20 protein-coding genes and 1 tRNA gene are annotated in these 21,411 nt (G+C 70.0%); 10 read left to right on the top strand and 11 right to left on the bottom strand.

Annotated features, from left to right (window positions below):
* Positions 1–394: 394 nt before the first annotated feature.
* Both ACFWP5_RS35090 and ACFWP5_RS35095 read right to left on the bottom strand, forming a co-directional pair.
* A complete protein-coding gene (locus tag ACFWP5_RS35090; protein WP_384166027.1) occupies positions 395–1,423 on the bottom strand; it encodes a P1 family peptidase in 1,029 nt (342 codons plus the stop codon).
* A 694-nt stretch (positions 1,424–2,117) separates the two neighbouring features.
* Positions 2,118–3,341: a low temperature requirement protein A gene (locus tag ACFWP5_RS35095; protein ID WP_384166030.1), complete on the bottom strand. Its 1,224-nt coding sequence runs from the start codon at positions 3,339–3,341 to the stop codon at positions 2,118–2,120.
* 49 nt (positions 3,342–3,390) lie between these two features.
* Between ACFWP5_RS35095 and ACFWP5_RS35100 the strand changes: the two genes are divergently transcribed.
* The gene (locus ACFWP5_RS35100) at positions 3,391–3,567 is read left to right on the top strand and encodes a hypothetical protein (RefSeq protein ID WP_384166032.1); all 177 of its coding nucleotides are present in this window, start codon (positions 3,391–3,393) and stop codon (positions 3,565–3,567) included.
* Positions 3,568–3,611: 44 nt separating this feature from the next.
* On the opposite strand, the gene mscL is transcribed toward ACFWP5_RS35100, so the two are convergent.
* From mscL to ACFWP5_RS35130, 6 genes are all read right to left on the bottom strand, one after another.
* Positions 3,612–4,073, bottom strand: a complete 462-nt coding sequence (gene mscL / locus ACFWP5_RS35105; RefSeq protein WP_384166035.1) for a large conductance mechanosensitive channel protein MscL — start codon at positions 4,071–4,073, stop codon at positions 3,612–3,614.
* A gap of 159 nt (positions 4,074–4,232) precedes the next feature.
* Entirely contained in the window at positions 4,233–4,814 is a 582-nt protein-coding gene (locus ACFWP5_RS35110; RefSeq protein ID WP_384166038.1) for a hypothetical protein, read from the bottom strand.
* A gap of 174 nt (positions 4,815–4,988) precedes the next feature.
* Positions 4,989–5,822 carry an S-methyl-5'-thioadenosine phosphorylase gene (locus ACFWP5_RS35115; RefSeq protein ID WP_384166041.1) on the bottom strand — a complete coding sequence of 278 codons (834 nt, stop codon included), beginning with the start codon at positions 5,820–5,822 and terminating at the stop codon, positions 4,989–4,991.
* 98 nt (positions 5,823–5,920) lie between these two features.
* A complete protein-coding gene (locus tag ACFWP5_RS35120) occupies positions 5,921–6,244 on the bottom strand; it encodes an FmdB family zinc ribbon protein (RefSeq protein WP_384166044.1) in 324 nt (107 codons plus the stop codon).
* Positions 6,245–6,314: 70 nt separating this feature from the next.
* A complete protein-coding gene (locus tag ACFWP5_RS35125; protein WP_384166047.1) occupies positions 6,315–7,589 on the bottom strand; it encodes an MFS transporter in 1,275 nt (424 codons plus the stop codon).
* 271 nt (positions 7,590–7,860) lie between these two features.
* The gene (locus tag ACFWP5_RS35130) at positions 7,861–9,441 is read right to left on the bottom strand and encodes a potassium/proton antiporter (RefSeq protein ID WP_384166050.1); all 1,581 of its coding nucleotides are present in this window, start codon (positions 9,439–9,441) and stop codon (positions 7,861–7,863) included.
* Positions 9,442–9,635: 194 nt separating this feature from the next.
* On the opposite strand from ACFWP5_RS35130, the gene ACFWP5_RS35135 reads away from it, so the two are divergent.
* Entirely contained in the window at positions 9,636–12,386 is a 2,751-nt protein-coding gene (locus tag ACFWP5_RS35135; RefSeq protein ID WP_384166053.1) for a penicillin acylase family protein, read from the top strand.
* A gap of 67 nt (positions 12,387–12,453) precedes the next feature.
* On the opposite strand, the gene ACFWP5_RS35140 is transcribed toward ACFWP5_RS35135, so the two are convergent.
* On the bottom strand, positions 12,454–13,035 hold the full coding sequence (locus ACFWP5_RS35140; protein WP_384166056.1) for a 5-formyltetrahydrofolate cyclo-ligase: 582 nt from the start codon (positions 13,033–13,035) through the stop codon (positions 12,454–12,456).
* A gap of 132 nt (positions 13,036–13,167) precedes the next feature.
* Between ACFWP5_RS35140 and galU the strand changes: the two genes are divergently transcribed.
* The 7 genes from galU (at position 13,168) to ACFWP5_RS35175 (ending at position 18,831) form a co-directional block, all read left to right on the top strand.
* Positions 13,168–14,094: a UTP--glucose-1-phosphate uridylyltransferase GalU gene (gene galU / locus ACFWP5_RS35145; RefSeq protein ID WP_384166059.1), complete on the top strand. Its 927-nt coding sequence runs from the start codon at positions 13,168–13,170 to the stop codon at positions 14,092–14,094.
* 5 nt (positions 14,095–14,099) lie between these two features.
* Positions 14,100–15,422 carry a gephyrin-like molybdotransferase Glp gene (gene glp / locus ACFWP5_RS35150; RefSeq protein WP_384166062.1) on the top strand — a complete coding sequence of 441 codons (1,323 nt, stop codon included), beginning with the start codon at positions 14,100–14,102 and terminating at the stop codon, positions 15,420–15,422.
* Positions 15,423–15,484: 62 nt separating this feature from the next.
* The gene (gene moaC, locus ACFWP5_RS35155) at positions 15,485–15,997 is read left to right on the top strand and encodes a cyclic pyranopterin monophosphate synthase MoaC (RefSeq protein WP_384166065.1); all 513 of its coding nucleotides are present in this window, start codon (positions 15,485–15,487) and stop codon (positions 15,995–15,997) included.
* Positions 15,994–16,536 carry a molybdenum cofactor biosynthesis protein B gene (locus ACFWP5_RS35160; RefSeq protein WP_384166068.1) on the top strand — a complete coding sequence of 181 codons (543 nt, stop codon included), beginning with the start codon at positions 15,994–15,996 and terminating at the stop codon, positions 16,534–16,536. Before moaC ends, ACFWP5_RS35160 begins: the two co-directional genes overlap by 4 nt.
* A gap of 20 nt (positions 16,537–16,556) precedes the next feature.
* Positions 16,557–17,171 (top strand): GNAT family N-acetyltransferase, encoded by a 615-nt coding sequence (locus ACFWP5_RS35165; RefSeq protein WP_384166071.1) that lies wholly within the window; start codon positions 16,557–16,559, stop codon positions 17,169–17,171.
* Between the two features lie 208 nt (positions 17,172–17,379).
* Positions 17,380–18,696: a gephyrin-like molybdotransferase receptor GlpR gene (gene glpR, locus ACFWP5_RS35170; protein ID WP_384166074.1), complete on the top strand. Its 1,317-nt coding sequence runs from the start codon at positions 17,380–17,382 to the stop codon at positions 18,694–18,696.
* A gap of 61 nt (positions 18,697–18,757) precedes the next feature.
* Positions 18,758–18,831 (top strand) — tRNA-Ala (locus ACFWP5_RS35175).
* A gap of 125 nt (positions 18,832–18,956) precedes the next feature.
* On the opposite strand, the gene ACFWP5_RS35180 is transcribed toward ACFWP5_RS35175, so the two are convergent.
* A complete protein-coding gene (locus ACFWP5_RS35180; RefSeq protein WP_384166077.1) occupies positions 18,957–19,658 on the bottom strand; it encodes a helix-turn-helix domain-containing protein in 702 nt (233 codons plus the stop codon).
* A gap of 70 nt (positions 19,659–19,728) precedes the next feature.
* On the opposite strand from ACFWP5_RS35180, the gene ACFWP5_RS35185 reads away from it, so the two are divergent.
* The gene (locus ACFWP5_RS35185) at positions 19,729–20,589 is read left to right on the top strand and encodes a hypothetical protein (RefSeq protein WP_384166080.1); all 861 of its coding nucleotides are present in this window, start codon (positions 19,729–19,731) and stop codon (positions 20,587–20,589) included.
* Between the two features lie 300 nt (positions 20,590–20,889).
* Here ACFWP5_RS35185 and ACFWP5_RS35190 read toward each other — a convergent pair whose 3' ends face one another.
* Entirely contained in the window at positions 20,890–21,366 is a 477-nt protein-coding gene (locus ACFWP5_RS35190; RefSeq protein WP_384166083.1) for a GNAT family N-acetyltransferase, read from the bottom strand.
* Positions 21,367–21,411 lie beyond the last annotated feature (45 nt).

Below are 21,411 nucleotides of genomic sequence, written 5' to 3' on the forward strand. Positions count from 1 at the left end.
GTGGCTCAGGGAGGAATCCCCTTGCCTGTACTGCGTTCCGGGCCAGCGTGGAGGGGCGCGCTGCCGTCTCGCCAGCACGCCGGGCCGGCTTAGCGGCTACCGGCCGGTGGGAGGGGCCGGTGTGAGGGGGAGCGTTCGCGCCTCGCCGGCACGCCGCCTCGGCTCAGCGGCCAACGCCGAGTGGGGGGTTGCTGGAAGCTGGGGGTAAATCTAACCACTGTCATGACCTTTGACTGGTTAGAAGTGACCCCCCGCCTCCAGAGGTGGGGGGTCGGAGCAGGGAAGGGGTGAGCGCAGGGTGCCGGCGGTCGCTGTGGCGGACGCCTATGCCTGCCGCCGCAGAGGCGAACACGGGATGCACCCCGGCGCCGGGGTGCCTGTGGCCGCAGGGTGCCTACCGTCTCCCGTACAGCTCCTCGTACGACGGCCACGTCCCGCCCGGCCCGTCCACCGGCTCGGCGGCGCGTACCGCGCGCACGATCGCGCGGGTCACGACCTCCGCGCCGGCCGCGAGGACGGCGTTGAGGGCGAGGGGGTTCTCGGCGTCGAGCGGGCGGGCCCCGGTGGCGAGCGTGAACACCGTGTCTCCGTCGTTCAGGAGATGTACCGGCCGTACGGCGCGTGCGATGCCGTCGTGCGCTGTGCCGGCCAGCTTCTGCGCCTGGGCCTTGGTGAGTTCGGCGTCGGTGGCGACCACCGCGAGCGTGGTGTTCAGTGGGGGAGGCGCGTTCTTCGTGGCGGCCTCGGCGAGGCGCACGCGCGCGGCCTCATGGACGTGCGGCTCGGGATACGTCACGCGCCCCTGGAACAACTCCCCATACAGGACGCCCGTTTCGGGGTCCGTCGCCGATCCCGCCGCGTTGGCCACCACCAGCGCCGCCACCGTGATCCCCGACTCCAGCACGACGCTCGCGGTCCCGATTCCGCCCTTCAACGCCCCGACCACCGCCCCCGTACCGGCGCCCACACACCCCTCGCGCACCCGCACCCCGGGCCCGCTGATCGCGGCGGCCTCGACCGCGGCCCGCCCGGTGGCCGCGTCCGGCCTGGCCCGGAAGGCGCCGCCCCGCCCCAGGTCGAAGACACAGGCCGCGGGCACCACCGGCACGACGTGCGTCGGATCCACGCCGACCCGCACCCCGCGCCCCTGTTCCTCCAGCCAGGCCATCACCCCGGACGCGGCATCGAGCCCGTACGCGCTGCCGCCGGTCAGCACGATGGCGTCGACCCGCTGCACCAGGTTGCGCGGATCGAGGGCGTCGGTCTCCTTGGTACCGGGACCGCCACCACGCACATCCACGGCGGCCACCGCCCCGCCCTCCGGGGCGAGCACGACGGTGGTACCGGTGAGCCACCCGTCCCCCGACCGCGTCGCATGCCCCACCCGCACCCCGGCCACATCCGTCAATGCGTCAACTGTCATGGGGTTCAGTCTTGCCCAGCGAGAGCCTGATCCGGGGACGGTCGGCACGGTGCGCGCCGGTGATCGGGGATGGCCAGCCCAGCTTGGGCCACTGTTCCCATGGCGGTCGGCTGAGCTTCGGCGGTTGTTTCGGTGGCGGTCGGCCCGGCGAGCGCGGCGGACGTGGCAGACGCGGCGGACGCGCTGGGCCTGGTGGCGGTCGGCTGAGTATGTGTCGTTGATTCGGGGGGAGTTGGGCCAGCGTTCGTGTCTGTCTCGGTGGCGGTCAGCCCCCGCGCGTGTGGGCGTTGACGAGCCGGTCGGTCCAGCGGGCGCGACTGACCCGGGGACGGTCGGCTCAGTACGCGCCGCCGATGCGACGCACTCGGTTCAGTGCACGTGGCTGATCTGGTGGCGGTCGGCTCAGTACGCGCCGCTGATCCAGGGGCGGTTGGCTCAGTACGCGCCGCTGATCCAGGGGCGGTTGGGCCAGTGCGCTTGGCTGATCCTTTGGCGGCCCGCCCAGTGCGTGTGGACGTTGCTGTAGCGGTGGGTCCAGTGTGTGCGGTCGTTGCCGTGCCGGTTCGTCCAGGGCCTGTGGCCGTTGTGGTGGTGACCGGTTCAGCGCGCGTGGCCGTTGTGGTGGCGGTGGGTCCCGCGTGCGTGGATGTTGCCGTGCCGGTCCCTCCAGCTCGCCCAGCCGATCCCGTGGCCGTCAGCCCACCGTTGCCGTCGCCTCCGTCCCGCTCTCTCCGGCGGCAACCGTACGTGCCGTCAGTGTCACCCCGACCGCTACCGTCAGCGCCGACACCAGCCCCGCCGCGGGCACCGCCCAGTGACCCAGGAAGGTGCAGCAGATCACCAGCAACGCGGCCACCGGGAGCACCAGTTGCTGGGTGATGCCCACCTTGTAGTGGCGGGCGTGGAGCGCCCAGACGCTGAGCAGGTACAGCGCCGTCGGCAGGGTGACCGCGGCTGACGCCGCCGGCGTGGAGATGTGCGCCTTGCCGACCGCCTGCGTGACCGCCACCTCCAGGCCCGCGCCGATCGTGGCCGCCGAGGCGAAGATCAGGTAGTGGCCGTAACCCCACAGGAACGCCTGCTGGTTGGACCGAAGATGCCCGTGGATCGGCACCACGAAGTAGATCCACCAGGCGGCGAACACGATCAACAGTCCGCCCGCAGCGATGGGCAGCAACTCGCCCAGCGCGTCGTGCTCGTCCACCCCCGACTTCACGGCGACCGTCGCCGCCGCGATCGTCTCGCCCAGCACGATGATCGTGAACAGCCCGTACCGCTCGGAGATGTGGTGTGGGTGCCAGGGCGTCGTGAAGTCCTTCTCCGCGTAGAGCGGTACGCACAGCTCCGCGATCACCATCACCAGGAACACCCACACCCGCGCGTGCTCCGGCAGGACCACCAGTCCCAGCCAGCCGACCAGACACAGCAGCACGCCACCCGCGTACCGCAACGCCATCGTCTGCTCGGGACCCCGGGCCGCCCGCGCCGCCCGCAGCCACTGCGCGGCCATCGCGAGGCGCATGATCAGGTAACCGAGCCAGACGACCACGTAGTCGTGCTGATCGAAGGCCCGCGAGACCCCGGCCGCGAGAACCAGGACGCCGGCGATCTGCACCAGGGTGACGACCCGGTACAGCACGTCGTCGTTGTCGTAGGCCGAGGCGAACCAGGAAAAATTCATCCAGGCCCACCAGATCGAGAAGAACTGCATCGCGTAGTTCAGGACGCCCTCGCCCGCATGCCCCTCCGCGACGGCGTGCGCCAGCTGGATGCCCGCCTGTGCGATGGCCACGACGAAACACAGGTCGAAGAAGAGCTCCAGCGACGAGGCGACCCGGTGCGGCTCGTCCCGGCCTCGGGCGGTGAGCGGGCGCAGGGGCCGTAGGGGGCGCTGGGGTCTGTGAGTCTCGGACGTCATGGGACCAAGCACAGCAGATAACGTCCGCCGGGGGCCGTACCCTGGAGGCATGAGTACCGCCCCCGCCCCCGAGCCGCACGATCCGAAGCCCGCGCTGGTCTTCGACGACCCGCTGAGCCGCCCGTCCTCGGACGACACCGACCGCGGGTGGGGCGAGCGGACCGAGGGCGACAGTGCTGCCGACCTGAAGCGCTTCCTCGACGAGAAGCCGCCCCACCACATCTGATCCGCCGGCCACGCCTGAGCCGTCGGTCGTATCCGAACCGTCGGCTACGGCTCCCGGTGTCCCTCGCCCCGCTGCGCGACCAGCGCGTCGCGGATCTCCTTGAGCACCTCCAGCTCGGTGATCTCGATGACCTCCTGCGTGCCCTCCTTGGCCCTCCGCTGGGCCTCCGCCCGGGCCAGGTACTTCGACATCGGCAGGACCATCAGGAAGTAGACGACCGCCGCGGTGATCACGAAGCTGAGGGCGGCTCCCAGGACGGAACCCCACATCAGCTGGATGCCCTTGTCGCCTGAGCAACTGCTGCTCAGGCACGAGCTGTAGGTGTCCAGGTTCTGTGTGCCGATCGCCCCGACGAGCGGGTTGATGATCCCCTTCACCACCGAGTTGACGATGTTCGTGAAGGCGGCGCCGATGACGACCGCGACTGCCAGATCGACGACGTTCCCGCGTGTCAGAAAGGACTTGAAGCCCTGCCAGACGCCCGGTTCCTTCTTCTTCTCGCTCAACTCGGAGCCTCTTCTCGCACGCGCAAGGGGTGGAACCAACAGCTCCGCAACCTACGTCAAGGCCCGGCCGCCCTGTCCAATTCAGTAACTCGAACGAGGGACTTGACACGAATTCGCACAGGCGACGGAGGGCCCGGATCGCGACACGGAGCGCACGGTTCAACACAGTGTCACCGCCAACCGTGCCGTGGCGCTCGCGCCGGCCAGCCGAGCCGCCGTGGAGCGCGGCACCGACAGCACCACCAACGCCCCACCGCCGTCCGCCACTTCGATCGGCTCGGGCACCTTCGTCACCCGCGCCCCGCGCGCGACCACGTGAGCGTCACCGCCCGCCGCCGATTCCTCGGCGGCGATCACATCGACCCGGTCGCCGGCCCGCAGCAGCCGGACCGTGCCGGCGTCGGCGATCCGCACGGGCGCCGACACCCACTCGACCGCCCGGCGCTGCCGTACCGGATCGACCACCGGGTGCCCCCGAGGCCGCTCGCTGTGCCGCGCCTCCGCCGCGTCACGCGGGCCCGCCGCCACGAGCGCGGCCGCGGTCAGCGCGAGCCCCGCGGCCACGGCCCGCCTCCGATGCCGTAGCAACCGGCGCAGTTGATACCGGCCGCCGCGCACCCGCACGGGTGCGAAGTGCGGCACCTCGCACGTGGGTGGAGCGTCGGTGCCCAACGGGCGCGGAAAGGAATCCGTACCCGACGGGCCCGTGAAGGAGAGAGGGGACGGAGGGGAGAGGGACATGGGGACCACCACCTGCGACGAGGGATCGGCTTGCGGTCCCCACGATGAGGCCTCGCGCCGCCGCCCGCCGGAGCCCGTGTGCTACCCGCCGGTTGTGGACAACTCCCTCACCCGAACGGGAAGTTCCGCATCTCCGGTCCCTCTCCGCATCCCCAGCTACGGCGGCTGTGGCGGCTACGGCAGTTCGAAGCCCGGATCCATCCCGCCCAGCGCGTTCACGCACGGGCAGTCTCGCGCTCCGGTCTCCGGCAGCGCGGCCACCGCGTCGAACAGCACGCCCCGCAGCCGGTCCACGTTGGCCGCGAACACCCGCAGCACCTCGTCGTGGGAGACGCCCTCGCCGGTCTCGGCGCCCGCGTCGAGGTCGGTGACGAGGGTCAACGAGGAGTAGCAGAGCTCCAGTTCACGGGCAAGCGCCGCCTCGGGGTGGCCGGTCATGCCGACCACCGACCAGCCCTGCGCCTGGTGCCACAACGACTCGGCGCGGGTCGAGAAGCGCGGGCCCTCGACGACCACGAGCGTGCCGCCGTCCACCGGTTCCCAGTCCTGCCCGCGCGCCGCCTTCAGCGCGGCCGCCCGGCCGGTCGGGCAGTAGGGGTCGGCCAGGGACACGTGCACCACGTTCGGCACCGCGCCGCCGGGCAGCGGGAGCCCGTCGAAGTACGTGCCCGTCCGGGATTTCGTACGGTCCACCAGCTGGTCCGGAACCAGCAGCGTGCCCGGCCCGTACTCGGGGCGCAGCCCGCCCACCGCGCACGGGCCGAGGACCTGGCGCACCCCAACGGAGCGCAACGCCCAGAGGTTGGCCCGGTAGTTGATGCGGTGCGGCGGCAGATGGTGGCCGCGTCCGTGCCGGGGCAGGAACGCGACCCGCCTGCCGGCGATCTCGCCGAGGAAGAGGGAGTCGCTGGGCGGCCCGTAGGGGGTGTCCACCTGGATCTCGGTCACGTCGTCGAGGAACGAGTAGAACCCGGAGCCACCGATTACGCCGATCTCTGCGTTCGCCATGCCCCGCACATTAGCCGCCGCCAAAAAGGCGTAGGAACCGGCTCTGAAAACACCGAAGACCCTGCCGTCGTACGACGACAGGGTCCCGCGGAGAAGTCCTACGCGGCGGAGCTGTTACTGCCGGACGAGGAGCCCGAGCTCGACGACTTCGAGTCCGAGGAGGACGACGAGGTCGAGGGGGTGGACGGCTTCGAGTCCGAGGACGTCGACGGCTTCGCGGTGGCCGGCGAGCTGCTCGACGAGGAGCCGCGGCTGTCGTTCCGGTAGAAGCCGGAGCCCTTGAAGACAATGCCGACCGCGGAGTACACCTTCTTCAGGCGGCCACCGCAATTGGGGCACTCGGTCAGCGCGTCGTCGGTGAACTTCTGGACCGCTTCAAGGCCCTCGCCGCACTCGGTGCACTGGTACTGGTAGGTCGGCACTTTTGTCTTCCTCCTGGCACTCTCACTCAATGAGTGCTAACGAGCGTCCATAGTGACGTATTCCCGGGGATCAGTCCACTGCCACCGGCACGCGGTGACCGACGCCACGTGCCACGGTGCGGCTGTGGGGCCGGGTCGCGAGGCGCGACCGGAGGGCCACCAGGGTCCCCAGGGCGAGCACCGTACCGACCATCGGGACCAGGAAACCGGCGCCGCCCCACAGGCGGTCCTCCAGTTGTCCGGCGACCGTGACGGCGGCGGCCTGACCGAGTGCGACGGCGCCGGTCAGCCAGGTGAAGGCTTCGGTGCGGGCGCCGGCCGGGACGAGCCCCTCGACCAGGGTGTAGCCGGTGATCAGGGCGGGCGCGATACACATGCCGACCAGGAGACCCAGGCCGGCCAGGAGTGGCACCGAGTGGGCGGTCCACAGGGCGGACGCGGTCAGCGCGAGGGCCGCGTAGCCGACGAGGAGGCGACGCTGCGGGGCCACCTTCCAGGCGACGGCACCGCAGACGACCCCGGAGAGCATGTTGCCGGCGGCGAACGTGCCGTAGAGGACGCCGTTCAGGCCGGGTTCGCCGATCGACTCGGTGAAGGCGGCCAGGGAGACCTGCATGCCGCCGAAGACGGAACCGATGCCCAGGAAGGTCACGATCAGCACGCGCACCCCGGGGATGCTCAGCGCGGAAACGTGCTCCACGCGTGCGTGCCCGGCGACGGCCACTGTGGGCTGGGTGCTCTTCTGGGCGGCGAACAACAGACCGCCGATGAGGGTGAGCGCGGCCTCCGTGATCAGGCCCGCGACCGGGTTCACTGCGGTGCACAGGGCGGTCGCCAGGAGTGGGCCGAAGACGAAGGTCAGCTCGTCCGTGACGGACTCGAAGGCCGCGGCGGTGCTCAGCAGCGGGGAGTCCTGGAGCCTTACGCCCCAGCGGGCGCGCACCATGGGCCCGATCTGCGGCACCGAGGCGCCGGTCGGCACGGCCGCCACGAACAGCGCCCACAGGGGCGCGTGGCCGAGCGCGAGCGCCGTGAACGTCAGGCCCGACAGGGTGTGCACCAGGACGCCGGGGAGCAGTACGGCCCGTTGCCCGTGGCGGTCGGCCAGGCGTCCGCTGTAGGGCGCGAACAGGGCCATGGAGACGCCGGTGACGGCCGCGGCGGCGCCCGCCGCGCCGTAGGAGCCGGTGGTGTGCTGCACCAGCAGCACGATGGAGATGGTGAGCATCGCGAACGGCTGGCGTGCCGCGAAGCCGGGGAGCAGGAACGTCCAGGCGCCGCGTGTGCGCAGCAGCTGCCCGTATCCCGGACGGGATCCCGTCCGGGAGGTGACCGTGGATGCCACGGCCCGTGCCTTTCTGCCACCTGGTAGCGCGCCCTGTGCGGGGGGCGCCGAGAGCTGTCCTCTTGCGCGGAACTGCGGTAGGTACCGGTGCCCACGCGGAGAGGGATTCGGCCGCCATACGGTCGCGCCAGCGCTGCGTCAGGCAGAGTTGGTTCGATCAGAATGTGCCTTCATCGTACAGGTGATGGGGCCCGCTGGGCCTGTGAAAACGGGCACCACGCGCGCGTTCAACCTGTGATTGGTGAACGTGTGAACCGTACGAAACGCGTCCTTAACGACCGGCGTCGGTGGTGTCCGTGCCCAGCCACCCGGCCAGTTTTCCACCGTGACCCACCGCGCGCAGCCGCTGTTCCGCCGCGTCCCGGACGGGGTCCGTGGCGACCACGAGGAGTTCGTCGCCGCGCCGCAGGACCGTCGAGGGCAGCGGGACAAACGATTTTCCGTCACGGACGACGAGGGTGACGGCGGCCCCGGCCGGCAGTCTCAGTTCGTTGACCTCGACGCCGTGCATCTTCGACTCCTCGGGGATCGCGACCGACAGCAGATGTCCGCGCAGCCGCTCCAGGGGCGCCGATTCGATGCCGAGGTCGGCCGCCTCCGGGCCCTCGCCGAGCCGCAGCTTGCGGGCCAGCCAGGGCAGCGTCGGCCCCTGGACGAGGGTGTAGACGACGACCAGGACGAAGACGATGTTGAAGATGCGGCGGCTGCCGGCCACGCCGTTCACCATGGGGATCGTCGCCAGGATGATGGGCACGGCGCCGCGCAGCCCGGCCCAGGACATGAGGGTCTGCTCCTGCCACGGCACCCGGAACGGCGTGAGGCTCACCACCACGCTGAGCGGCCGGGCCACCATCGTCAGCACCAGGCCGATGAGGAGCGCGGGCCAGACGTCGTCCCCCAGTTCGTGCGGGGTGACCAGCAGGCCGAGCAGGACGAACATGCCGATCTGGGCGATCCAGCCGAGCCCTTCGGCGAAACCGCGCGTGGCGGGCCAGTGGGGCAGCTTGGCGTTGCCGAGCACCATCGAGGCGAGATAGACCGCCAGGAAGCCGCTGCCGTGCGCCAGGGCGCCCGCGGCGTACGCGGTGACGGCGATCGCCATGACGGCGATCGGATAGAGACCGGAGGCGGGCAGCGCCACGTGCCGCATCCCCCAGGAGCCGAGCCAGCCCACCGCGATGCCCATGGCCGCGCCGATGGCCAGTTCGAGGGCTATCTCGGCCACCAGCATGTACCAGTGCTCGACCGGGCCCGCCGTGGAGAAGGCGACGACCAGGATGACCACCGGGGCGTCGTTGAAGCCGGACTCGGCCTCCAACGTGCCCGTCACGCGCGCGGGGAGGGGGATCCGGCGCAGCACGGAGAAGACCGCCGCCGCGTCCGTCGAGGACACCACCGCCCCGATGATGAACGCCTGCCGCCACTCCAGGCCGACCAGATAGTGCGCACCCGCGGCCGTGACGCCGACGCTCACCGCCACCCCCGCCAGCGCCAGCGTGGCGGCCGACGACAGGACCGGCCTGACCTCCTTCCACTTCGTGCCCAGGCCGCCCTCGGCCAGGATCACGACCAGGGCCGCGTACCCGATGACCTGGGTCAGCTCGGCGTTGTTGAAGTGGATGTCGCCTACGCCGTCCTGGCCCATGGCGACGCCGATCCCCAGGTACACGAGCAGGCTGGGGAGCCCGCTGCGCGAGGAGATCCGGACCGCCGCGACGGCGACGAGCAGGACGAGCGAGCAGACGAGCAGAAGCTGGTCGAGGTGGTGGACAGTCAGTGGCCTTCCCTTCCTCGGCTGACGCGCGTACAGGGCGGCAGCACATGTACAGGGGACGCGAGGCTGCGGCGCCATGCATCCAAGTACTTCGTTACCTTACCTAACTCTTGACGATTTCTTGACACTCCGCGAGGCAAGATCGAACGCCCGTCCGCGTCGGTACCCGACACCGCGTCAAGTCGCTCGGGACCCTGCGCCTATGGTTGCTCCAGCGCTCAGTCAAAAGCACAGCCCGCCCTGCCGCTCGCGTTAGGACAGCAAGGACAGCGATGCCCCCCAACACCACCGCCTCATCGGGTCATAAGCCCGGCAAGTCCGGCAGGAAAAAGGGGCGCAAAGCCCGTCTACTGGTGCTTGTTCTGGTAATGGCCATCATCGGGGGCATCGCCTACGGCGCGTACTGGTCCATCAGCACGGTCCGTGCCTCCCTTCCGCAGACCACCGGCTCGATCACGCTCGACGGCCTCTCCGGGCCCGTCGACGTCAAGCGTGACAGCTACGGCATCCCGCAGATCTACGCGTCCTCCGACGCGGACCTGTTCATGGCGCAGGGCTACGTCCAGGCACAGGACCGGTTCTACGAGATGGACGTGCGCCGGCACATGACCGCCGGGCGGCTGTCCGAGATGTTCGGCAAGAGCCAGGTCAAGGACGACGAGTTCCTGCGCACCCTGGGCTGGGACCGGGTGGCTCAGAAGGAGTACGACACCACCCTGTCGGCCTCCACGAAGAAGTACCTCCAGGCGTACGCCAAGGGAGTCAACGCCTATCTCCAGGGCAAGGACGGCAAGGACATCTCCCTGGAGTACGCGGCCCTCGGCTTCAAGTACGACTACAAGCCCGAGAAGTGGACCCCGGTCGACTCGGTCGCGTGGCTCAAGGCGATGGCCTGGGACCTGCGCGGCAACATGAAGGACGAGATCGACCGCGCCCTGATGACCACGCGCCTCGGCCCCCAGCAGATCGCGGACCTGTACCCGGACTATCCCTACAGCCGCAACCAGCCGATCGTCACCGAGGGCGAGTACGACGAGTACACAAAGACCTTCGACGGCGGCGACAGCTCCTCCGGCACGTCCACGAGCGGCACGACGGGCTCCTCGTCGTCCTCGTCCGGCTCGGCCCTCACGAGCCAGCTCGCGGGCCTCTCGAACGTCCTGGACGACCTCCCGACGGCCGTCGGCGTGAACGGCCAGGGCATCGGTTCCAACTCCTGGGTCGTCGCCGGGAAGAACACCATCACCGGCAAGCCCCTCCTGGCCAACGATCCACACCTGGAAGCCTCGCTGCCGTCCGTCTGGTACCAGATGGGCCTGCACTGCCGAGCGATCTCCAGCAAGTGCCAGTACGACGTCAGCGGCTACACCTTCGCGGGCATGCCCGGCGTCGTCATCGGCCACAACCAGGACATCGCCTGGGGCATGACCAACTCCGGGGTCGACGTCACCGACCTCTACCTGGAGAAGCTCTCCGGCGACGGCTACCTGTACGACGGCACGACGAAGCCCTTCACGACCCGCACGGAGACCATCAAGGTCGCCGGGGGCACGTCCAAGAAGATCGTCGTCCGGGAGACCAACAACGGCCCGCTGCTGTCCGACCGCAACGACGAGCTCGTGAAGGTCGGCAAGAAGGCCACCGTCGACACCGCGGCACCCGACAGAGGCGACGGCTACGGCATCGCCCTGCGCTGGACCGCCGAGGACCCGGGCACCACCATGGACGCCGTCTTCGCCATGGACAAGGCGTCCGACTGGAGTGAGTTCCGCTCGGCCTCCGCGAAGTTCGACGTGCCCTCGCAGAACCTCGTCTACGCCGACACCAAGAACAACATCGGCTACACGCTGCCCGGCAAGATCCCCACGCGCGGGAAGGGCGACGGCTCGCTGCCGGTGCCCGGCTGGGACTCCAAGTACGACTGGACCGGCTACATCCCGCAGGCCGCCCTGCCGTACGAGTACAACCCGAAACGCGGCTACATCGTCACCGCCAACCAAGCGGTGATCGACAAGGACAAGTACCCGTACACCCTCACCACGGACTGGGGCTACGGCACCCGTAGCCAGCGCATCACCGATCTGATCCAGTCGAAGATCGACGGCGGCGGCAAGATCTCCACCGACGACATGCGGCAGATGCAGCTCGACGACAGCAGCGAGATCGCCAAGCTGCTCGTGCCCAAGCTGCTGAAGATCGACGAGCCCGACGCCGACGTACGCGAGGCGCAGAAGCTCCTGGAGGGCTGGGACTACACCCAGGACGCCGACTCGGCGGCGGCCGCCTACTTCAACTCGGTCTGGCGCAACATCCTCAAGCTCGCCTTCGGCAACAAGCTGCCCAAGGAGCTGCGGGTCAAGGACCAGTGCCTGTTCGTCGCGCCGGTCGACACCACCGGTCCCGTCGACGAGGACACCCAGAAGGTGCGCGAGTGCGGCGAGCGCGATGCCGACCAGGCGCAACCGGACGGCGGCGACCGCTGGTTCGAGGTCGTCCGCAAGCTCATGGACGACCCCACCAACGACTGGTGGAAGACTCCCAAGGCGGGCAACCGCCCGGGGGCGAGCAACATGAACGAGCTCTTCAAGCGCGCCATGATCGACGCCCGCTGGGAGCTGACCGCCAAGCTCGGCAAGGACATCGACACCTGGAGCTGGGGCAGGCTGCACCGCCTGTTCCTGAAGAACCAGACCCTGGGTATCGACGGCCCCGCCATCGTCCAGTACGCCCTCAACCGCGGCCCGTGGAAGCTCAGCGGCGGCGAGGCCACGGTCAACGCCACCGGCTGGAACGCGGCCGGCGGCTACGGAGTCGTCTGGGTGCCGTCGATGCGCATGGTGGTCAACCTCGACGACTTCGACAAGTCCAAGTGGATCAACCTCACCGGAGCCTCCGGACACGCCTACAGCGCGCACTACACCGACCAGACCAGCAAGTGGGTCAACGGTGAGCTGCTGCCGTGGTCGTTCTCGTCCAAGGCGGTCGACGACAGTACGAGCGACGCCCTGGTGCTGAAACCGTGAATCGTTGAGCAACCGAACAACCGAAATGGCCCTCCACGCACGCGTGGAGGGCCATTTCAATTCCCCTTCAACTCCCCGCGAACCGCCTCACACCCGAAGGCGTGACCACCGCCCGCACCGGCCGGTCGTGCGCCTCCGTGGGGACGTGCTCGACGACCTCGGAGTCGTACAGCAGCACCACCAGCGCGGGATGCGCGCCCGCCCGCTCCAGCCGCGCCAGCACGCGGTCGTACGACCCTCCGCCGCGCCCCAGGCGCATCCCGCGCCCGTCGACCGCCAGACCGGGCAGCAGGACGACGTCGGCGGCGGTCACGGCGTCCGGGCCGAGCCGCTCGCCGGACGGCTCGAACAGGGCCATCTTTCCGCCGTGTTGGACCCGTGCGAGCGAGCCCTCGCCGTCGTAGGTGCCCCAGTCCAGGTCGTTGTCCGGGAGGAGCACCGGCAGCAGGACCTCGATGTCCCGCGCGCGGAGTGCGTCCAGGAGCGCGAGCGTTCCGGGTTCGCTCCCGACGGAGACGTACGCCGCCACCGTGTGCGCGTGCGCCAACGTGGGTAGTTCCAGGGCACGATCGGCGAGCGCGACGGCGGCCTCCCGCACGTCATCGGCCGTCAACCTGTTCCTCACCGTGAGGAACTCTCGTCGCAACATTCGCTTGTCAGGCTCAGGTTCACGTCCCAGGTGACGCACAGGTTCCACCCGTACCCTTCCTAATGTGCTCATATGAGAGCGTTTTAATCGGAGCCACAGATTCAGCACAAAGGCACCGGATAAGGTTCGGGCATGACTCAGTCGCACCCCAGGATCAGCAAGGCTGTCATCCCCGCAGCCGGTCTCGGCACCAGATTCCTGCCGGCCACGAAAGCAACTCCCAAGGAGATGCTGCCGGTCGTGGACAAGCCCGCGATCCAGTACGTGGTCGAAGAGGCCGTGTCGGCTGGGCTCGACGACGTCCTCATGATCACCGGACGCAACAAGCGCCCCCTTGAGGACCACTTCGACCGCAACTACGAGCTGGAATCCGCCCTCCAGAAGAAGGGCGACGCGAGCCGGCTGGCCAAGGTCCAGGAATCCAGCGACCTCGCGACCATGCACTACGTCCGCCAGGGCGACCCCAAGGGCCTCGGCCACGCCGTCCTGTGCGCCGCCCCGCACGTCGGCCACGAGCCCTTCGCCGTCCTCCTCGGTGACGACCTCATCGACCCCCGCGACCCCCTCCTCGCGCGCATGGTCGAGGTCCGGGAGCAGCACGGCGGCAGCGTCGTCGCACTCATGGAGGTCGCACCCGAGCAGATCCACCTCTACGGCTGCGCGGCCGTGGAGGCCACCGCGGACGACGACGTCGTCAAGGTGACCGGCCTGGTCGAGAAGCCGGACGCGGCGGACGCCCCCTCGAACTACGCGATCATCGGCCGCTACGTCCTCGACCCCCACATCTTCGACATACTGCGCAAGACCGAGCCCGGCCGCGGCGGCGAGATCCAACTCACCGACGCCCTCCAGCAACTCGCGACGACGTATACATCAGCGGCTACCGCCGCGGGGAAGGTCGGCGGCCCGGTGCACGGCGTCGTCTTCAAGGGCCGCCGCTATGACACCGGCGACCGGGGCGACTATCTGCGTGCCATTGTCAGACTCGCGTGCGAACGTGAAGACCTGGGGCCGGACTTCCGGGCCTGGCTTCGCAGTTACGTAGCCGAGGAGATGTAGCAACGTTGAGCACCGCCGCGACCCGCACCGCAGGACCCGACCACCTCTGGACGGTGGACGAGCACCTGGAGGACATCCTCGCGACCGTCCGCCCCCTGGAACCCATCGAGCTGCAACTGCTCGACGCCCAGGGCTGCGTCCTGGTCGAGGACATCACGGTGCCGGTCTCGCTCCCGCCCTTCGACAACAGCTCGATGGACGGATACGCGGTGCGGGTCACGGACGTCGCGGGCGCGAGCGAGGAGTTCCCGGCCGTCCTGACGGTGATCGGCGACGTCGCGGCGGGCCAGGCCCAGCCGCTCCACGTGGGCCCCGGCCAGACCGCCCGCATCATGACCGGCGCCCCGCTCCCGCCCGGCGCCGAGGCCGTCGTCCCCGTGGAGTGGACCGACGGAGGCCTCGGCGACGGCCCGGTCACCGGCATGCGGGCCCGCAGCCAGGCACCCGAGGGCGCCGGCGGGCACGTGCACGTGTACCGCTCGGCCGAGGCACGCGCGCACGTACGCGCGAAGGGCAGCGACGTGAAGGCGGGCGACCGCGCCCTGGACGCCGGCACCGTCCTCGGCCCGCCGCAGATCGCCCTGCTCGCCGCGATCGGCCGCGGCACGGTCCGCGTGCGCCCACGCCCGCGCGTGGTCGTCATGTCCACCGGCAGCGAACTCGTCCAGCCCGACGAGCAGTTGGGCGACGGCCAGATCTACGACTCCAACAGCTTCGCTCTCACCGCAGCCGCCCGCGACGCCGGAGCCATCGCCTACCGGGTGGGCGCCGTCGCCGACGACGCCGAGACCCTCCGCTCCACCATCGACGACCAACTCGTCCGCGCCGACCTCATGGTCACCACCGGCGGCGTGAGCGTCGGGGCGTACGACGTCGTCAAGGAGGCGCTGTCCTCCGTAGCGGACGAGGACGAGGAAGGCGCCGGGATCGACTTCCGCAAGCTCGCCATGCAGCCCGGCAAACCCCAGGGCTTCGGCTCCATCGGCCCCGACCACATCCCGCTGCTGGCCCTCCCCGGCAACCCGGTGTCGTCGTACGTCTCCTTCGAGCTGTTCGTCCGGCCCGCGATCCGTGCCCTGATGGGCCTGGACGACGTCCACCGCCCGACGACCCGGGCCACCCTCACCACGGACAAGGCGCTGACCTCCCCGAAGGGCCGCAGACAGTTCCTGCGAGGGACGTACGCCGACGGCGAGGTGACCCCTGTAGGTGGCGCCGGATCGCACCTGATCGCGGCCCTCGCGCTCGCCGACGCGCTGATCGTCGTACCCGAGGACGTCGAGTCCGTAGAGCCCGGCACCGAGGTCGAGGTGGTCCTGCTCGGCTGAGTACTCCTGGTTGGCGGTACCGTGTCGCGCACAACACGCCCGGACCGGGAGCGCCACACAGCATGACTGAGCCTTTCCGGGGGAAGCCCCCTGGACCCCCTGCGCACGACCGACTGACGCACATCGACGACGCGGGCGCCGCCCGGATGGTCGACGTGTCCGGTAAGGACGTGACCGCGCGCACCGCCACCGCCACCGGACGCGTCCTCGTCTCGCCCCGCGTGGTCGAACTGCTGCGCGGCGAAGGGGTCCCCAAGGGCGACGCCCTGGCCACCGCGCGCATCGCCGGGATCATGGGCGCCAAACGCACCCCGGACCTCATCCCGCTCTGCCACCCGTTGTCGGTGTCGGGTGTGAAACTGGATCTGTCGGTCGCGGACGACGCCGTACGGATCCGGGCCACCGTGAAGACGACGGACCGCACGGGCGTCGAGATGGAGGCCCTCACCGCGGTCTCCGTCGCCGCGCTCACCGTGATCGACATGGTCAAGGCGGTCGACAAGGGAGCGGTCATCACGGACGTGCGCGTGGAGGAGAAGACGGGCGGCAAGTCGGGGGACTGGAGCCGGACATGACGCCCGACGATTCGGCCGGCGGCGCGCCGCCCGCGCCGTACAGCGCACTGGTGGTCACCGCCTCCAACAGGGCTGCCTCCGGGGTTTACGAGGACCGGGGCGGCCCACTGATCGCCGACGGCCTGAAGGGCTTCGGCTTCGCGGTCGAGGGCCCGCAGGTGGTCCCCGACGGCGACCCGGTGGAGGCCGCGCTGCGGGCCGCCGTAGAGGCCGGTTACGACGCCGTCGTCACCACCGGCGGCACCGGCGTCTCACCCACCGACCGCACCCCCGAGGCGACCCGCGCGGTGATCGACTACGAGGTGCCGGGCATCGCCGAGGCCATCCGGGCGTTCGGACGGGAGAAGATGCCGACCGCGGCGCTCTCCCGGGGCCTGGCCGGAGTCGCCGGGGGCACACTGATCGTCAACCTGCCGGGTTCCACCGGCGGGGTGAGGGACGGCCTCGCCGTCCTGGAGCCCCTGCTGGCGCACGCCGTCGACCAGATCCGAGGCGGCGATCACCCCAGACCCGCCGACACCAGTGGGGGTGCGAGCTGAACAGCCCATCCTGGCCCGCCGTGCTGGTGGACGGCGACATCGTCCTGAGGCCGATAAAACTGCGCGACCAGCGAGCCTGGCGCGAGGTCAACCGGCGCAACCGGGACTGGCTGCGCCCCTGGGAGGCGACGATCCCGCCGCCCACCCCCAGCGGGCCGATCGCGCACCGGCCGACCTACCGGCAGATGGTCCGGCACCTGCGCTCCGAGGCGAACTCGGGCCGGATGCTGCCGTTCGTCATCGAATACCAGGGGCGTCTGGTCGGGCAGTTGACGGTCGCCGGGATCACCTGGGGTTCGATGTGCTCGGGCCACATCGGTTACTGGGTGGACGAGTCGGTGGCCGGCCGCGGCGTGATGCCGACATCTGTGGCGCTCGTCGTCGACCACTGTTTCCGTGCCGTGGGACTGCACCGCATCGAGGTCTGCATTCGCCCGGAGAACGTCCCCAGCCGCCGGGTCGTCGAGAAACTCGGATTCCGTGAGGAGAGCCTCAGGCCCCGTTATCTCCACATCGACGGCGCCTGGCGCGACCATCTCGTCTTCGCGCTCACCGCGGAAGAGGTGCCCGAGGGGTTGCTGGCCCGCTGGCAGCGGGCACGCTCCCGGAGCACCCCGCACGACAATCCCGCATAGCCCGGAGGCGTGGAACTCCGGAAGACCGGAAATGGAATAAGTGTTCGAAAGTGATCGACGGATGACCGCCTTGGGGCAATGAATTCGCCAACTCGGCAGCCTGTTGATCGCATCGGTCACAAAAAAAGCTCGAAATATCAGCCAGATCGTGCGACACACCGACTCAATTGGCAGATGGCCTCACGCAAACCCCTCTACCGTGTGAGGCGTGAGCAGCAGCGGCCTCATCTACGCAGTCATTGTCGGGGCCTGGGCCGCCTACTTGGTGCCGATGTGGCTCCGTAGGCAGGACGAGCTGAACGAGGCCCGTCCGACGGAACGCTTCAGCACCGCCATCCGGCTGCTGTCCGGACGGGCGGGAATGGAGCGCCGGTATGCCAAGGACCTGCGGGCGCGCTCCACCGAGGAGGAGGAGCCCAGCGCCGTCGTGCCGGACGCCGTCACCGACTCGGTGGACGTCCGGGCCTTCGCCATGCCCCCGGCCCGTCCCCAGGTGCACGCACCCGTCCGGCAGCGGAACCGGGACCGGCCGGAACCGGCGCGAGAACCGGAGCGCGGGGCGGTGCGCGAATCGACGCGCGAACCCGAGCGTGAGCCGGTCCGCGAACCGGCGCGTGAACAGGCGCCCAAACCGGTACCCCAACAAGCCACCGCCCAGGCGCCCAAGTCCGCCCCCGCGCCTGCGCGCAAGCGCGTCCCGGTCGCGCGGCGCACCCCCGCCGAGGAAGCCGCCGCGGCGCGCGCCCGGCGTGTGAAGGTCCTCGCGCGCCGCCGACGTACCACCGTGATGCTCTTCCTCGCCTTCACGCTCGGCGCGATCGTCGCGGCGGTCGGCGGGCTCGCCCTGCTCTGGGCGCCCGGCGTACCGGCGGTACTCCTCAGCGGCTACATCGCCTACCTGCGCTCCCAGGAACGCCGCCGCTTCGCCTACCAGATGGACCGGCGCCAGGCCGAGGTCGCCGCGCAGCGACTGCGGGAACGCCAGCCGCGCAGGCGCGCGTCCGTGGACGCCGGGATCGACGACGCCGAGGAGGGCCCACAACCGGAGACGGACCCCGGGATGTCCGCGCTCGCCGCCGACCGTCGCGCCCTCGTCGAGCAGACCGACCACGCCGAGTGGGTCGACCAGCAGCGCGAGCGGCAGCGCCGGCCGGGCCAGGGCGACAGCTGGGACCCGGTACCGGTACCGCTGCCGACGTACGTCACCGCGCCGGTCGCGCCGCGCGCCACGTCCGACGTGGACCTCGGGGCGCCCGACGCGTGGAGCTCGGCCCGCTCCAGCTCTGTGGCGCCGGAGCAGGAGGCGCAGTCCGCCGCGCGGGACGACCGCGATGCGCGCGATGGCCGGGATAGCCGGGACGCTCGGGACGAGGACGCGGAGGACCCGTCGGAGGACAAACCGTCGGCGGACGGCCGCACCGACGCCCGTCGCGCAGCCTCCGCCCGACGCGCCCGCGAGCGGGGCCGCACCCCCCTGTTCGACCAGTACGAGGACGGCGAACGGCCCCGCGCGGCCAACGAGTGACCAGGCAAGGAACGGATTTCCAAGCACCCTGAGGGGGATGCTAGAGTTTCACTCGTTGCAAGGGCCTGTGGCGCAGTCTGGTAGCGCACCTCGTTCGCATCGAGGGGGTCTGGGGTTCAAATCCCCACAGGTCCACCGCAATGACTGTTCTTGAGTTCACTCAGGGGTAGTTGATGAGGTCCCACCAATCTTCGTGATTGGTGGGACCTTCGTCGTTTCCGGGGTCTGTTCTCCGGCGGCCAGGTCAGGCCAGGTTGGGTTCAGTCTGCCGGGAGGGCGAACCACCGTAGATGGACGGGGCGAGCCCCGGGAGACGCGTCTTCCGGGCCGTGGGAGAAGCGGGCCAGTAGGTCCAGGTAGGCATCGTGGAAGGCGCCGAGTTCTTTCGCGGTGAGATGGCTGAGACTCCGTGAGCCTCGCATCCACCCCTCCGAGTTCGCCTGCTCCGCCATGAATCGGCGGGCGAGTTCGACGTCCTCTTCCATCCTCATCCGGTCGAGCGTGCCCGCGACGGCGCGCTCGCCGTCCGTCATCTCGTCCTGCGCGGGCCTGCGCACGTCCAGCCCACGCACCGCTCGCCACCAGCGCTCGCGTCCGCCGGGACGGTCCGGGGCGTCCTCGATGAACCCGCCCTGCTCCAACCGACGCAGGTGATAGCTGAGGGTGCCGGTGTTCTCGCCGAGGGCGGCGGCGAGGGTCGTCGAGGTCGCCGGTCCGGAGACGCCGAGGTGACGCAGGATCTTCAGTCGCAGGGGATGGGCGAGCGCCTTCAGGGCGGCGGGGTCGCTGACCGTGCGGCGGGCGTCGCCCGGTTCGGGAGCCGCCGGTTCGGAAGCCGACCTCGGGTCCGGTTCGGGAGTCGGCCCCGGGTCCACTTCCGGAGCCGGTCCCGGATCCGACTCGGGGTTCGGCTTGGGATCCGACTTGAGATTCGGCTTGGGGGACTCCTGCGGTTTGCTCACGGCGGCAGCTTACAGCCGATGCTCTGCAGATTTTTCTCTGCAAGCCTTTCTATGCAGAGGAAAGTCTGTAATGCTGGTGGGAGGCAGCCACTCCTTCAACTCGACCCACTCGACGCTTCATTCGGAGGTCGCCATGCTTCGTGTCGCTCGCACAGCCCGCTCGGTCCGCCTGGTTCGACGTCTTGTTCTGTCGCTGGCCGCTCTGACTCTGGGGGCGGGCGTTACGGCGGGCCCGGCCTATGCGGCTGGTCCCACCCCTGTACGGGGCGCCGCCTTCGACGCCTGTCCAGCTCTCTCCGAGCTTCCTGACGGTGCCGATCCCGCGGCCTGGCGCTGCGAAGCGATGACTGCCGTCGGGCATCTGACCCTCGGTCGTGTCGATCAGTCGCTCGGCAGAGCCATGGCGATCACCTTTGCCGAGGGCACTGTGAACGGCGAATTCCGTCAGGTCTTCGGCGGGATGGCGGCTGTTCCTGTGCGGGTTCGGGGCACGTTGCTGACGATCACTCCGCAGTACGCGGGGTATTTCGACTTCCAGTCGAACGACGAGCGGCGCGGAGAGCTGGACCTGACCTTCCGGCTTTCGGGGCCGGCGGTGCCGTCCGGGTGCTCCATCGGTACCGATGCGGATCCAATACGGCTGGTGCTCAAGGAGACCAAGGCGTCGGCTGTCGTGTCACAGGACCCGTTGGTCGTCGCCTTCGGGGTGGCGGACAACCGCTTTGCGGCGCCGAGGACTTCGGGCTGTGGTCGGCTGGGGCCTGTGCTCGACGAGGCGCTCCGGGTGCCGTCCCCAGCCGGCGCGAACAGCCTCGATCTGGACGCCCGGGTGTCCTTCCGCTCTTACGGTTCCTACGGCGAGACCGGGGCGTCCGCGTCGGCGGGGGATCGGTCACCGGGACTCGGTTCTACGGCCGAGATATCCCGGTGAGCTGCTCCATGGGCCTCGCCCCTGATCTGGGCCCTGACCTTGACTAGGACCCCGACCAGGATCCCGGCGTCGGCCCGGACCCGGGGGCCTGGTCAGGGATGCGGCGGGCGAGTTCGGTGCGGGAACGGATGCCAAGCCTTCGATAGACGCGCCGAGGTCGCCCGACAGGAGGGCCGGGCCGTACGGCACAGGATGGTCGATACCCGGGCAGGATCTCCGCCGACCACCCGCCCGACGTGAAAGGCTCGCCGGAGCCGCCGGAGCCGCCGGAGCCGCCGGAGCCGCCGGAGCCGCAAGGGCTCACAGCGTCTTCGCGAAGCACCGGCTGTCGTCGTGGAAGCGGTAGTAGCCGAACTTCACGCAGGGCTCGTAGCCGCTGGACGTGTAGAGGGCGATGGCCTCTGGCTGCTTGGTGCCGGTTTCCAGGACCATGCGGGTGCGGCCGGCCGTGCGGGCGTCCTCCTCCAGGGCGGCCAGCATGCGGCGGGCGAGGCCCAGGCCGCGGGACTGCTCGATCACGTACATGCGCTTGAGTTCGGCGTCGCCGTCCTCGTTGCCCTCGCCGTTGGCGTCCTGGGAGCGCCAGCCTCCGGTGGCCACGGGGTCGTCGTGCTCGTCGTACGCGATCAGGTATACGCCGACGGGCGGGGTGAAGTCCGAGGGGTTCAGGATCGTGGCGTCGCCGCCGTCGCCGTAGCGGTCGTGGTACTCCGCCTGGACCTGGTCGTTCAGCTTGACGGCGTCGGGGTGGTCGAACGGGACGGTTCGCATATTCATGCCGAGTATCGTACTTCTATGCGTAGGGAGGGCTTGTGAGGGTCT

This window comes from Streptomyces sp. NPDC058469, from assembly GCF_042721125.1.
Classification (GTDB): Bacteria; Actinomycetota; Actinomycetes; order Streptomycetales; family Streptomycetaceae; genus Streptomyces.

Bases quoted from the DNA above. Each gene is read 5' to 3' on its own strand.
- ACFWP5_RS35090 (WP_384166027.1), bottom strand. From the start codon at position 1,423: ATGACAGTTGACGCATTGACGGATGTGGCCGGGGTGCGGGTGGGGCAT.
- ACFWP5_RS35095 (WP_384166030.1), bottom strand. From the start codon at position 3,341: ATGACGTCCGAGACTCACAGACCCCAGCGCCCCCTACGGCCCCTGCGC.
- ACFWP5_RS35100 (WP_384166032.1), top strand. From the start codon at position 3,391: ATGAGTACCGCCCCCGCCCCCGAGCCGCACGATCCGAAGCCCGCGCTG.
- ACFWP5_RS35110 (WP_384166038.1), bottom strand. From the start codon at position 4,814: ATGTCCCTCTCCCCTCCGTCCCCTCTCTCCTTCACGGGCCCGTCGGGT.
- ACFWP5_RS35115 (WP_384166041.1), bottom strand. From the start codon at position 5,822: ATGGCGAACGCAGAGATCGGCGTAATCGGTGGCTCCGGGTTCTACTCG.
- ACFWP5_RS35130 (WP_384166050.1), bottom strand. From the start codon at position 9,441: ATGGCGCCGCAGCCTCGCGTCCCCTGTACATGTGCTGCCGCCCTGTAC.
- ACFWP5_RS35135 (WP_384166053.1), top strand. From the start codon at position 9,636: ATGCCCCCCAACACCACCGCCTCATCGGGTCATAAGCCCGGCAAGTCC.
- ACFWP5_RS35140 (WP_384166056.1), bottom strand. From the start codon at position 13,035: ATGTTGCGACGAGAGTTCCTCACGGTGAGGAACAGGTTGACGGCCGAT.
- galU (WP_384166059.1), top strand. From the start codon at position 13,168: ATGACTCAGTCGCACCCCAGGATCAGCAAGGCTGTCATCCCCGCAGCC.
- moaC (WP_384166065.1), top strand. From the start codon at position 15,485: ATGACTGAGCCTTTCCGGGGGAAGCCCCCTGGACCCCCTGCGCACGAC.
- ACFWP5_RS35160 (WP_384166068.1), top strand. From the start codon at position 15,994: ATGACGCCCGACGATTCGGCCGGCGGCGCGCCGCCCGCGCCGTACAGC.
- ACFWP5_RS35185 (WP_384166080.1), top strand. From the start codon at position 19,729: ATGCTGGTGGGAGGCAGCCACTCCTTCAACTCGACCCACTCGACGCTT.
- ACFWP5_RS35190 (WP_384166083.1), bottom strand. From the start codon at position 21,366: ATGAATATGCGAACCGTCCCGTTCGACCACCCCGACGCCGTCAAGCTG.